General features: G+C 63.6%; 12 protein-coding genes. 6 read left to right on the top strand and 6 right to left on the bottom strand.

Features of this window, described 5'->3' with window-relative positions; translation table 11 throughout:
* Window positions 1-6: 6 nt before the first annotated feature.
* Window positions 7-1713, bottom strand: coding sequence for a BCCT family transporter (locus tag AC26AR_RS09480; protein WP_488106842.1), 1707 nt, complete (start codon window positions 1711-1713; stop codon window positions 7-9).
* Window positions 1714-2196: 483 nt separating this feature from the next.
* Between AC26AR_RS09480 and AC26AR_RS09475 the strand changes: the two genes are divergently transcribed.
* A complete protein-coding gene (locus AC26AR_RS09475) occupies window positions 2197-3153 on the top strand; it encodes a GlxA family transcriptional regulator (RefSeq protein WP_176494141.1) in 957 nt (318 codons plus the stop codon).
* An 87-nt stretch (window positions 3154-3240) separates the two neighbouring features.
* Window positions 3241-4149, top strand: a complete 909-nt coding sequence (locus AC26AR_RS09470) for a hypothetical protein (protein ID WP_488106841.1) — start codon at window positions 3241-3243, stop codon at window positions 4147-4149.
* A gap of 168 nt (window positions 4150-4317) precedes the next feature.
* Here AC26AR_RS09470 and AC26AR_RS09465 read toward each other — a convergent pair whose 3' ends face one another.
* The 5 genes from AC26AR_RS09465 to AC26AR_RS09445 form a co-directional block, all read right to left on the bottom strand.
* Window positions 4318-5238, bottom strand: a complete 921-nt coding sequence (locus AC26AR_RS09465; RefSeq protein ID WP_488106840.1) for an alpha/beta hydrolase fold domain-containing protein — start codon at window positions 5236-5238, stop codon at window positions 4318-4320.
* A gap of 118 nt (window positions 5239-5356) precedes the next feature.
* A complete protein-coding gene (locus AC26AR_RS09460) occupies window positions 5357-5824 on the bottom strand; it encodes a thioesterase family protein (protein ID WP_488106839.1) in 468 nt (155 codons plus the stop codon).
* Entirely contained in the window at window positions 5824-6777 is a 954-nt protein-coding gene (locus AC26AR_RS09455; RefSeq protein WP_176494133.1) for an L-carnitine dehydrogenase, read from the bottom strand. Before AC26AR_RS09455 ends, AC26AR_RS09460 begins: the two co-directional genes overlap by 1 nt.
* Window positions 6774-7709: a beta-keto acid cleavage family enzyme gene (locus AC26AR_RS09450; protein WP_024952191.1), complete on the bottom strand. Its 936-nt coding sequence runs from the start codon at window positions 7707-7709 to the stop codon at window positions 6774-6776. Before AC26AR_RS09450 ends, AC26AR_RS09455 begins: the two co-directional genes overlap by 4 nt.
* A 280-nt stretch (window positions 7710-7989) precedes the next feature.
* On the bottom strand, window positions 7990-9027 hold the full coding sequence (locus AC26AR_RS09445) for a LacI family DNA-binding transcriptional regulator (protein ID WP_488106838.1): 1038 nt from the start codon (window positions 9025-9027) through the stop codon (window positions 7990-7992).
* Between the two features lie 161 nt (window positions 9028-9188).
* Between AC26AR_RS09445 and ltnD the strand changes: the two genes are divergently transcribed.
* From ltnD to otnI, 4 genes are read left to right on the top strand one after another with little or no spacing between them, the layout of a single operon-like run.
* Window positions 9189-10127, top strand: a complete 939-nt coding sequence (gene ltnD, locus AC26AR_RS09440; protein ID WP_488106837.1) for an L-threonate dehydrogenase — start codon at window positions 9189-9191, stop codon at window positions 10125-10127.
* Window positions 10127-11479 (top strand): 3-oxo-tetronate kinase, encoded by a 1353-nt coding sequence (gene otnK / locus AC26AR_RS09435; RefSeq protein WP_488106836.1) that lies wholly within the window; start codon window positions 10127-10129, stop codon window positions 11477-11479. Before ltnD ends, otnK begins: the two co-directional genes overlap by 1 nt.
* A complete protein-coding gene (gene otnC, locus AC26AR_RS09430) occupies window positions 11476-12129 on the top strand; it encodes a 3-oxo-tetronate 4-phosphate decarboxylase (RefSeq protein ID WP_077371185.1) in 654 nt (217 codons plus the stop codon). The genes otnK and otnC overlap by 4 nt, the downstream gene beginning before the upstream one ends.
* Window positions 12130-12167: 38 nt before the next feature.
* Window positions 12168-12980 carry a 2-oxo-tetronate isomerase gene (gene otnI, locus AC26AR_RS09425; RefSeq protein ID WP_271302872.1) on the top strand — a complete coding sequence of 271 codons (813 nt, stop codon included), beginning with the start codon at window positions 12168-12170 and terminating at the stop codon, window positions 12978-12980.
* The last annotated feature ends 32 nt before the right edge of the window (window positions 12981-13012 follow it).

Below are 13012 nucleotides of genomic sequence, written 5' to 3'. Positions count from 1 at the left end.
GGCGGATCAATTCAGGCCCGTGTCGGGGGAGGCTCGGCGACGTGCCTTGAGCGCCATGCGCGATTCCTCGATCAGGGCGATCAGAAGACCCAGTGTCATGAGCAGAATCACCAGGCTGACCGGCAATGCCGCCGCCATCAGCACGGTCTGAAGGGCTTTCAGGCCGCCGGCCATCAACAGGACGGCAGCGACCGAGCCGATGCAGACGCCCCAGAAGATCCGGTGGCGCGCCAGCGGCTCCTCATCGCCCATCGACAGGATGGTGGTGATGACCAGGGTGCTGGAGTCGGAGCTGGTCACGAACCAGCTGATCAGCAGGAAGATCAGCAGTGAGGACAGGATGACGCTCAGGGTGTCATTGGCCACCAGTGTATCCGCCGTGGCGAACAGCGCCTCCGGCAGGTTCCAGTCGCGGATCATGCCCATCAGTTCGCCGGTTCCCGGGCCCATGGCTGCGGTCAGTTCCTGGTGCAGCGCGGTGCCACCGAACAGCGCCTGCCAGATGAAGATGATCAGCGGCGGCGCGATCAGCACGCCCAGCACGAATTCACGCACGGTGCGGCCCTTGGAGATACGGGCGATGAACAGGCCGATGAACGGCGCCCATGCCAGCCACCAGGCCCAGTAGAAGATGGTCCAGGCATCCTGCCAGTCGCGTTCCAGCGGCGTGCCCGCCACCCACAGGCCCATTGGGATGACGTCACGCACATAGGAGACCAGCGTCTCGCCGAACATGCTGATCAACCACAGCGTCGGCCCCCCGATCAGGAAGCTGCCCACCACGATGACGGAGACGCCGACGTTGAGTTCGGAGATGATGCGGATACCCCGGCTGACACCCGAGACGGCAGACGCGATGGAGATGGCACAGATCACGGCAATCAGTACCACCTGGGTGTAGATGCCGGAATCCAGCCCGGTCAGACGATTGAGGCCGACGGCGATCTGGCTGACGCCCAGGCCCAGCGAGGTGGCGATACCGAACACGCAGCCCAGTACTCCCATGATGTCGACGGCGTGGCCGATGGGGCCATAGATGCGATTGCCGATCAGCGGATACAGCGCGGAGCGCAGGGCCAGCGGCAGGCCGCGGCGATAGGCGAAGTAGGCCAGGGTCATGCCGACGATCACATAGACCGCCCAGCCATGCAGGCCCCAGTGGAAGAAGGCCAGCTTGAGCGCATCCACGGCGCGCGCATGGGTCATGGCGGTGTGGCCGGCGAGGTCCGCGTGGGGGTTGTTCGGGTAGCCGAAGCCGCCGGAGTCATCGAAGTAGAACAGCGGCTCGGCGACCCCGAAGAACAGGATGCCGATGCCGACGCCTGCCGAGAGCAGCATCGAGACCCAGGTGAAGCGTGAGAATTCGGGACGACTGTCCGGTGCGCCGAGGCGCAGGTTGCCCCAGGGAGAGAACACCAGGGCGATGCACAGCCCGATCAGTCCGACGATGGTGACGAGATAATAGGTGCCGAAGGTGGACTCGATCCAGGCGCGGGCGGCGCCGAACAGACTGGCGGACATGTCGGGTGCCAGGCCCGTGGCCAGGACGAAGAGCAGCAGCAGGCCCCCTGAGGTCAGGGTCATGCCCTTGTGCATGCCGGTCAGCCAGCCTGAGGTCTCGACCTGCACGCTGGAACTGGCGTTGGGATAGGGCAGAGGGGCGGTATTCGTGGAATCGGGAGAGGACGCGGGGTCGGATTGGGAAGGGGTCACGCAGTAACTCCTGTTCGAGCTGGTCAAAGGGCCAGCGATCCCTGTCTCGGTCGAGGCATCGGGGATATCGACCGCTCATCCGGCACCATTATTGTTGTCGTGTTGGCAACGAGAAGAGGTTAGGAACGCATTTTGGAAAGAGCAGTTCTTGGCTAACTGCCTAAAAACATTACGATATATTATGGATGGGATTGTTTTTGATGGCTACAGCTTCTGGAAAAATCACGCTACGCCAGAAGCGGGTCGGGCAAGCGGGACGCGAATCACCACGACATGATCACCAGACGCTCGCACTGAGGCCCTGGGGATGCCCGGGAGGCGGCATGGTGAAGTCTCGACGACAGGTAAATTTCAACAGTCTGTTTTGTCGTCAGGCGAATTATTGTTAACGTAATGCGTCGTTTTTGACGGACGTCGTCATGTCACGCTCTCGGGTGATGACCCATGACACCTCTCTTTCCCTGTCACGGAGGCTCTCGCGTCATGCGTCTCGACTATTCCGGCCCCTTGCCCGAAACGATCGGATTTCTGCTGCTGCCGCGTTTTTCGATGATGGCCTTCTTCGCGGCGGTGGAGCCGTTGCGCATCGCGAATCGCATCAGTGGCAAGCCGCTGTTTCGCTGGTTGCTGATCAGTGAGGATGGCCAGCCGGTCACGGCATCGAGCGGCATGACGCTGGTAGCGGATCACAGCATTCTGGATATCCGCTCGCTGCCTTCGCTTGCGGTATGCAGTGGCTTCGAGCCGGAAGCTCACCTGAATCGCGCTCTCACTGGCTGGCTGAATCGCCTCGATGCCGGTGGCTGTGTGCTGGGCGGGCTGGATACCGGGTGCTTCCTGCTCGCCGCGGCCGGACTGCTCAATGGTGAGCGCGTCACACTGCACTGGGAGAGTCTGCCGGCGTTTCGCGAGCGTTTCCCTGCCATCAGCACCTCGGATGAATTGTTCGAGCTGGGCGCACGGCGTTTCTCGTGTGCCGGGGGAGCGGCGGCGATGGACATGGCATTGGACGTGATTGCCCGGCGGCACGGCACGGCCCTGGCAGTCGATGTCTCCGAGCAGCTTGTCCATGACCGCATGCGGACGCGTACCGATCAGCAGCGCATGACGCTGGCGCGGCGACTCGGCACTCACAAGCGCCAGCTGGTCGATGCCGTCGCCTTGATGGAGCAGCATCTGGACACCCCCCTGTCGCTGGAGGAGCTGGCCCGACGCTGTCGCATCTCGCTCAGACAGTTGCAGCGTCTGTTCGAGCAGGAACTCGCCACGTCGCCGCGAGCCTGGTACCTGAGGCTGCGGCTGGAGCGTGCTCGGCATCTGCTCAAGGAGACGGATCTCGATATTCTCTCCATCGGACTGTCCAGCGGCTTCACGTCGAGCTCAAGCTTCTCGCGGGCCTATCGCAATCACTTCGGACACTCCCCGCGAGCCGAGCGCTAGGGCGACCGTTACAATCCTTACGGATTGTTGCCGTGTAAAGTATGGTGGTAACAAAGGGATAGGGAGGTCTCAAGGAATGGAGCACTTATGCCGTTCGTAAAGAATGCCAAGGAACTGGCGCGCAATCCGCTCGGCATCATCGCGCTGTTCATCTCGTTGATCTACGGCTTCGCGAGCCTGTTGCTGAATTCATCCGCAGACAAGCTGACAGAGGTCGAGCGTTCGCCGCTGATCGCCTTCATCGTCATCTTTCCGCTATTGGTGCTGGGCGTGTTCTATCGTCTGGTGACCAGGCATCATGGCAAGCTCTATGCCCCCGGCGATTACCACAAGGACCGCTCCTTCATGCGCACCCTGTCGCCCGCCGAACAGGAGGAGCGCCTGACGGCCGAGGTACAGGACTCACTGGGCGGAGAGCCTGGCATCGAGATGCCGCCAGCCAAGGCGTCGTCTGCCCAGCCACCCGTGGATGATGCCGACGTGGCGCAACTGCTCCATGACGACAGTGACGATACGTCAATGGCGTCACCCGCCGGTGGGGCGGTGACATCGCATGAGATGTCGCGGGAGAAGATGACGCGAGAGCATCGCCATGAGCTGCGCGCATTGAAGACCGCACTGGTAGAACAGATCGTCCGCGAGTCCGGGGCAGAGCCGTCCGGCGAGGTACGTCATGATGTCCAGGTAGGGGATACGCGGTCATGCTTCGATGCGGTGTTTGCCGGCAAGGCCTCCACGACTACCTTCGTGGATGTCAGAGTGCTCAAGCATCACGCCAGGGCCGAGCGTATTCTCGACAGCATTCTCTATGAAGCTCTCATCGCACAGCGGGCGCTGGAGGGTGATTTTCGTCTAATGGTCGTGGTCGTGATCTACGGAGACGCGAACCTGCGTGAGCGACTACAGGCTCGCTGGCAGCCGCGGGTCTCACACTGCCCGGCGGATGTCGAACTGCGTGTCCTTCGACGCGATGACGTGCGCTGTGAGTCAGCGTGATGTGCCGAGGTGTGAATCACCGTAGCCATGAGAATCTCTCGTCCAGACACGGCAGATGAGGGTGCACCTCGGGCCGGCCAGTGTTTGAGGTGGATCACGACGAAAAGAGGCCCGTACCGATGCCATCGGTACGGGCCTCTTTTCATGGCACGACCGCCCGGGGCGGCATCATGCCTCGCCAAGACGGCGCGTCAAGGCGTCACAGAAACCACGCCAGGCGATCCCCATCTCAGGCAATTCATGATGAGCGTGCAGGGCGGCGTGGACCATCCCCGTCGCGCAGTGATAGCCGACTTCCGCCCCCTGGGCCTTCCAGGTGGTGACGGCCGCCTCCAGCGGCGCCGTGAGAGGGTCATGCTCGACCGAGAGCACTTCGATGACCTGCGCCGGTGCCTGCCGTGAATGGGGTGGCGTCATGGCGTAACTGTGCGAGGGGTCACCCTCGGCCACCAGCTGCCACATGGCGACGATTTCTTCACGGCTCAGCAGTGGCGCCGTCGGCCCCAGTGTGGCGAGGTCTTCATTGTCGAGGCTCAGTACCGGGTCCATCGGCGGGTAGATGAGGCCCAGCACATAGGGCGATTGTGTCTCGTGATGCAGGCGTGAGACATCCATGACCAGGCGACCGCCAGCACTGTCGCCGACGACTGCGACAGGAGTCAGTTCACGCACGGCAACCTCACAATCCATCAGCGCCTGTTGATAGGACGCTTCCGGCAACAGCCGGTAATCCACGCTAATGACCTCACGATTGAGCCGTGACGCCAGGCTTGAGGCCACGCCCTGATGGCTATCCAGCGAACCGACCTGCCAGCTGCCACCGTGCAGATAGACGACACAGCCGTCCTTGCGTGGCGCCTCACGCGTCGGGCGGAAACGTCGCAGGGCAATGACGTGGCCATCATCGGAATGCAGTGTCTCGTCGCTTGGCGTGACGCCGTCTGCGAGTGGCGCGGCCAGGCGCGCGTAGAGGGCTTCGCACTGAGGCCGGCTCTCGGCGACTGACAGGCCTGCCAATTCGGCCATGCCGTCGGCGAAGGCGTCGATGAACGCCTGGCAACGCAGCGGTGAAGATGTCTCGTGTGTCATGGTCTCTGGCCCGAAAGGAAAAATGTCATGCATACGATAACACCCCGTCAGAAACTGACGGGGTGTCGGTCCATCCTTCGAAAGGACGATCTACCTCTTGATGCTGTCGGTGCGCGTATCAGGCCGTCTTGCGACGGATACCGATACGCCGGCCGGCGGCCTTGGGCCAGTCATCGTCGCCTGCCGGCTGGGGCAGGGCGGCAATGCGCTCCGCCACCGCTTCCGGGCAGGGGGTCGGACGACCGCCACTGATGCTCATCGCCATCAACATCTGCTCGCTGGTGGCAATCTCGCCGCCGTCGGCATCGGTCAGAGTGAACAGCACGTGCTGACGCTTGGGGTCGTGATCCAGCAGCAGGACCTTGACCTTGAGTGTCTGGCCTTCGTGCGCCTCCGCCAGGTAGCACAGGTGCGTCTCCAGGGTGTAGATGGTCAGGTCGTGTTCGCGACGACCCTCGGCATCCAGGCCCACGTGCTCCATCAGTGCCTCGACTGCCATCGAGAAGGCACGCGCGTATTCGGCATCATTCATGTGGCCGTTGTAGTCGACCCATTCATGCGGCACCGTGATCTTGAGCAGGTCCATCAGATACGTCCCTCGAGACCTTCGGCTTCCGGCCAGTACTTGCGCGTAAGCGTCAGCAGCTCGACCAGGAAGTCATCGCGACGACGATCCAGCTCGGCAACCGGGCGACCCGCTGCTTGGTATTCGCAGCCTTCCACGACCTTGTCGATCAGCTCGTCGGTCAGCTCCGGCGCTTCGAGTTTGGTCCACGGCAGTTTCAGGGCCGGGCCGAACTGTTCGAGCATGTGACGCATGCCCGGCTCGCCGCCGGCGAGGTGGAAGGTCAGGAAGGTGCCCATCAGCGACCAGCGCAGACCACAGCCATAGACGACAGCCGCGTCGATCTCTTCGGTGGTGGCGACGCCATCGTTGACCAGGTGCAGGGCTTCACGCCACAGCGCTTCCATCAGACGATCCGCGATGTGACCTTCGATCTCGCGACGCACGATCAGCGGACGCATGGCCAGTGCTTGATAGTCTTCGCGTGCGCCTTCCAGCAGCGCCGGGGAGGTGTGCTCGCCACCCACCAGCTCGACCAGCGGCAGCAGATAGACCGGGTTGAACGGGTGGGCGACGATGACGCGGCCCGGCGCCTTCTTGCAATCCTGCTGCAGATCGGTCGGCTTGAAACCGGAGGTGGAAGAGCCGATCACCACGTGCTCTTCTGCAGCGGCATCGATGGCGCTGAGGATTTCCTGCTTGAGCGGCAGACGCTCCGGCACGTTTTCCTGGATCAGATCAGCACCGACGACAGCTTCTTCGAGGGTCGCGGCGAAGCGCAGACGATCGACGGAAGCGCCTTCCGCCAGGCCATCCTTCTCCAGTGCATGCCAGGCATTCTCGACGAAGGCGCGCGTGCGGGCTTCGGCGTCCGGGGCCGGATCAAAGGCGACCACGTCCCAGCCATTGGCCAATGCACGGGAGATCCAGCCATTGCCGATGACACCGGTTCCTACGACAGATAACTGGCTCATGCGACACCTCCAGCGGTTTCGAGGGCTGCCACGTCGCCGGCGGTCTTGCCGGTGGACGGATCACGCAGCTTGAGGAAGGCGCGAGTCTCGGCCGGGGTCATCACGCTGGAGCCCAGGTTCTCGATGATGCCAGAGGACTTCTCGACCAGCTGTGCATTGGTCGCCATCACGCCCTTGGACAGATAGAGGTTGTCTTCGAGACCGACGCGAGCGTGACCGCCCAGCAGCACGGCCTGTGCGACCATCGGCATCTGCATGCGACCGATACCGAAGGCTGCCCAGTTGGAGTTGGTCGGCAGCTTGTTCTTCATGGTCAGCATGGTTTCGGTGTCGGCTTCGGCGCCCCACGGAATGCCCAGGCACAGCTGGAACAGCAGGTCGTCGTCGAGCAGGCCTTCCTGCTGCAGCTGGCGGGCGAACCAGACGTGGCCCAGATCGAAGCACTCGAGCTCCGGCTTGACGCCAGCCGCCTGGACCAGACGAGCGTGCTCGCGCAGCCAGTCAGCGGTGTTGATATAGACCATGTCGCCGAAGTTCAGGCTACCGCAGTCCAGGGTGCACAGTTCCGGCAGCAGTTCCTGGATCGGCGCGTGACGCTCGGCCGGGGTCTGGATGTCGGTGCCCGGGCCACCACGAGTCGGGTCGTTGACGTCCGGAATCCAGTCGCCGCCGCCACCGGCGGTGATGTTCATGACGATGTCGGTGTCGGCGGAACGCACACGGTCCATGACTTCACGGAAGTGCTCGGTGGAGTGGCTGATGCCGCCGGTCTCCGGATCACGCACGTGAATGTGGGCCACGCTGGCGCCGGCCTTGGCCGCCGCGATGCAGTCATCGGCGATCTGCTTCGGTGTCACCGGGACATTCGGGTTCTTGCTGGCGGTATCACCCGCGCCAGTGATGGCGCATGTCAGGATAGTCTTGCGATTCATCGTCGAGCCTCACGTATCAGGACACTTGTCTGCGGTAAGTCGCAGCGGCCATGTCACCAGACGTCAACCTGCACGCCCCGGTCGCATTGCCTCTGCGCCTTTGTTGAACACAGTGTCGTGAAGTTGGGGGTGGCGAGATGATCAGAACGCGCCGGATACTTTGCGTTTTACGTCAACTTTGACGAGGCTGGGTACCAGCCCGCCCTGAATGACGTAAATGCACCTTTGAGAGGCCTCAATCGTGAGTCAACCGGACTGCGCCTTGAGAAGCTTCGCGGCTTCAAGTGCTGTCACCGACCCGCAGCGTGAACCCCAGGTCATGACTCAGTTCCCCGACGGGGTCACCGTTGATGCGTGCCAGCAACTTGCGTGCGGCCACACGGCCTATCTGCTCCCGCGGTGAGACGATGGTGGTGAGGCGCGGCGTGACATGCTCCCCGATTGGCAGGCCATTGAAGCCGGCGATGGCGATATCCTCTGGGATGCGCACCCCAAGCCGCGCGGCGGCGAGAATCGCGCCACAGGCCATGTCATCGTTGGCGAAGTGGATGGCGTCGCAGTCAGGGTGGCTCTCGCGGATGCGCTCGAGCGCCTGCGCACCGCTGGTCATCTGCTGACGCACGGGCAGGTCGAGCAGGGGAGCCTCCTCGATGCCGGCCGCCGCCAGCGCCTCACGGTGCCCGGCGTAGCGCATCGCCGCACGATAGTCGCGATCGAGTTCGGCACCGGCGAATTGGATCGTGCGATACCCGCGTGCCAGCAGATGCTCGGTCATGGCGCGTCCGGCGGCGACATGATCCATCCCCACGTTCAGATCCAACCCTTCCCCCAGCTCCATGATCTCCACGATGGGCTGATTCCAGTGCTCGAGTATCTGGCGCGTCGCCTCGTCATGGTGCAGTCCCGTCACCACCAGGCCCGCGGCTGACCAGCCCAGAAAGGTTCGGATCAGCTGGGTTTCGCGAGCCAGATCGTAGTCCGTCTTGCCCAGCAGCAGCTGATAACCGTGCGCCTCGAATTCCTCCTGGAGCCCCTTGATCACGTCGATGAACACCACGTTGGACAGCGAGGGCACGATGACCGGAATCACGCGACTGGTGGCCGAGGCCAGGCTGCCGGCAATCAGGTTGCGCACGTACCCGACCTTCTCGATGGCCGCCTCGACCTTGAGGCGTGTCGCCTCGCGCACGCTGTCGGGACTGTTGAAGTAGCGCGAGACGGTGATCGACGAGACACCGGCTTCCCGGGCCACATCATTCAGGGTCGGCTGCATGGCCCCCTTGCGGCTGCGTCGGGATGATTCTGATTGATTAGACATTTGTCGCGTTTTCTCATCTGCCGCTTGTCGTGGCTTGGAGCCTAATCTATTAATGATGTTAGCGCTAACATGGTAGCGCTAACATTTAGGAGAGTGTTGATCGGTGTGCCGCATGAGGTCGCCTTGATCATCACTTGAACAGCTTCCGCGGGAGACGCCAGATGACAGCAGTAACGACTTCACCAGTGATCGGCCTTGTCGGCCTCGGCGCGATGGGAATGGGCAGTGCGCGCGCCATGCTGGAAGCAGGCCTGGACGTGATCGGCTGTGATATCTCGCCCGCCGCCTGTCAGGCCTTCGAAGCGGCAGGGGGGCGCACGGTGGCCTCGCCGCTGGAACTGGCGGCCGAGTGTCAGGTGGTGGTGCTGGTCGTGGTGAATGCCGATCAGGTCGAGCAGGTGCTGTTCGGGGCCCAGGGCGAGGGGGGACTGGCCGAGCGACTCGCGCCGGGCAGCCTGGTGATCCAGTGCGCCACCGTGGCGCCGAGCTTCGCGCGTGAACTGGAAACCCGCCTGAACGGCATGCAGCTGGAGCTGCTCGACGCTCCGATCAGCGGCGGTGCCGTCAAGGCACGCAGTGGTGAGCTGTCCGTGATGTCCTCCGGCAGCGACGCGGCTTACGTCAAGGCGGAACGCGTGCTGGCGGCGATGGCGGCCAATGTCTATCGGCTGGGCGACTGCGCCGGCCCGGGCTCCAGCGTCAAGCTGGTCAACCAGCACCTCGCCGGCGTGCACATCGCGGCGGCGGCTGAAGCCATGGCGCTGGGCATGAGCATGGGGATTGACCCCGACACCCTCTATGACGTCATCACCCACTCCGCGGGCAATTCCTGGATGTTCGAGAATCGCGTGCCGCACATCCTCAAGGGCGATTACACGCCGCTGTCGGCCGTCGACATCTTCGTCAAGGACCTGAACATCGTGCACAGCACCGGGCGTGAGCTGAAGCTTGCCATGCCGGTGGCGGGCAGTGCCCTGCAGCAGTTCACCGCCGCCAGTGGCGCCGGTTTCGGGCGCGAGGACGACTCGGCGGTCATCAAGGTCTATCAGCGTCTCGGCAGCTTCAGCCTGCCGGCCGCCAATGATGAAGGAGCGCAGTGATGCCGATCGTACTGGGCGGAATCGCCGATGACTTCACCGGCGCGACGGATCTTGCCAACAACCTGGTACGGGCCGGCATGCGCACCGTGCAGGTGATCGGGGTCCCTCAGGACGCGCTGCAGGAAGGGGCGGCGAACGGGCTGGATCTGACTGAGGTAGATGCCGTCGTGGTCGCGCTCAAGTCGCGTAGCTGCCCGGTGGATCAGGCGATCAGTGAATCCCTCGCGGCGCTTGAATGGCTGAAAGCCCAGGGGGCTCGCCAGCTGTTCTTCAAGTACTGCTCGACATTCGATTCCACGCCGGAGGGCAATATCGGCCCGGTCGCCGATGCGCTGCTGGAGGCGCTGGACAGCACACAGACCGCCTTCGTGCCGGCGTTCCCGATCAACGGGCGCAGTGTCTATCAGGGGCATCTGTTCGTGGGTGACCGCCTGCTCAATGACAGCGGCATGCAGCATCACCCCCTCAACCCGATGACCGATGCCGACATCGTGCGCGTGCTGTCACGCCAGACGCCCCATGGTGTGGGGCTGCTCAACCACGCCATGTTGAGTGAGGGAGCGCAGGCCGCTGGTGAGCGACTTGCCACGCTGAAGGCGCAAGGAGTGCGTCATGTGGTCTGCGACAGTCTCGACGAGCGTGATCTCGAGGTACTGGCCGAGACGCTGGTGGAGCACGCGCTGGTCACCGGTGGCTCTGGCCTCGCGCAGGCCTTGCCTGCCCAGTACCGCCGCAAGGGCTGGCTTGCGCAGATCGATGATGCGGCGGTCTTGGCCCCGGCGCAGGGCGCCGCGATGGTGCTGTCCGGCAGTTGCTCGCGCATGACGCTCAAGCAGGTGGCGCACTTCACCCAGCAGCATGCCGCCTTCGCGCTGGACCCCGTCAAGCTCAACGCGAGCGATGCCCACTTCGAGGCGGCACTCGACTTCGCCCGTGAGCAACTGGCGGCGGAGGACCCCAAGCCATTTCTGATCTACGCCTCGGCCGAGCCGGAAGGCGTCAAGGCGGCGCAGGCGTCACTGGGCGTCAAGCAGGCCGGTGAACTCATCGAGTGCGCCCTGGCCAGTCTGGCCAGCACGCTGGTCGCGGAAGGGGTAGGTCGCCTGCTGGTGGCGGGGGGAGAAACCTCCGGCGCGGTGGTCTCGGCACTCAACATCCGTGAGCTGCGTATCGGCGGTCAGATCGACCCCGGCGTGCCCTGGACACAGGCACCGCACCCGGCCGCCGGCCCCTCGCAGCCGGAGGCGATGCTCTCGCTGACCCTCAAGTCCGGCAACTTCGGCGGCGAAGACTTCTTTACCCGGGCATTCGATGTCCTCGATGCCATGAATCCTCGCGAGGAGACCGCATGAGTCAGTCACGGCACGACATCAACGTGTTGCGCGAGCAGATCGCCACCTACGGCAAGTCACTGTTCGACCGCGGCCTGACCATGGGCTCCAGCGGCAACATCAGCCAGCGGCTGGACGATGGCGGCTGGTTGATGACGCCGACCAATGCCTGTCTGGGGCGCCTGGACCCGGCGCGCATCTCACGCCTGGATGCCCAGGGCGTATTGATCGATGGCGACGCGCCGACCAAGGAGCACTTCCTGCATCGCGCCATGTATGACGAGCGCCCGCAGTCGGGTGCCATCGTCCATCTACATTCGACCCACTCGGTGGCGGTGTCCTGCCTGCCGGATGTGAATCCGTGTGAGTGCATTCCGCCGCTGACGGCCTATTACGTGATGCGGGTCGGCAAGCTGCCGCTGGTGCCTTACTACATGCCGGGCGACCCCGCGCTGGGCGATGCCGTGCGTGGCCTGGCCGGCAAGCATTGTGCCGTGCTGCTGGCCAATCATGGCCCCGTCGTGGCCGGCAAGACCCTGGAAGCGGCGGTCTATGCCACGGAAGAGCTTGAGGAAACCGCCAAGCTGTTCCTGCTGCTGCAGGGCAAGAATCCACGTGGGATGACCCCGGAACAGGTGGCGGAACTCGAAGCCAAATTCGGCCGCCCCTGAGTGATGACCTCTTCGTCTGTGACATCCAAGGATTTGACATGACCCGATTGGCCGCCAATCTCAGCATGCTGTTCACCGAGCATGACTTTCTTGATCGCTTCGCGGCTGCGGCCGACAGCGGTTTTCGCGGGGTCGAATATCTCTTCCCCTATGCCTATGCCCCTGAAGAACTGCGCGCCAGGCTCGATGCACACCAGCTGTCGCAGGTGCTGTTCAATCTGCCGCCGGGCGACTGGGAGGCCGGTGAGCGTGGCCTGACCTGTCTGCCGGGGCGCGAGGAGGAGTTCCGGGCCTCGGTGGCAGAGGCGATTCGCTATGCCGAAGCGCTCGACTGTCCCCGCGTGCATGCCATGGCGGGGCTGGTGCCGGAGGGGGCGGATGACGCCATGCGCGCGCGCTGCACCGAGACCTACCTCAGCAACCTGCGTTACGCCGCCGCAGAGCTTGAGAAGGTCGGCAAGACACTGCTGATCGAACCGATCAACCCGCGCGACATGCCCGGCTTCTATCTGAGTGGCCAGGCGCAGGCACGCGAGATTCTCGCCCGGGTTGGCGCCGCCAACCTCAAGGTGCAGTTCGATCTCTACCACTGCCAGATCGTCGAGGGTGACCTGATCCGCAATCTGGAGGCGCAGTTCGCGCACATGGGCCATGTGCAGATCGCCGGCGTGCCGGACCGTCACGAGCCGGATGTGGGGGAAGTGCACTATCCGGCGCTGTTCGCCCGGCTGGAAAGCCTGGGCTACGACGGCTGGATCGGATGTGAATATCGTCCACGCGGTGAGACGCGCGCAGGCCTCGGCTGGGGACAGGCTTTCGGGCTCAACGACGGCCTGTCCGGCACCGCCTGATCATCAGACAAGCCAGCAACAACGCCGATAAC

The sequence above is a fragment of the Cobetia sp. PS-4MA genome (genome assembly GCF_057670765.1).
This window is presented reverse-complemented; position numbering and strand designations above follow the sequence as displayed.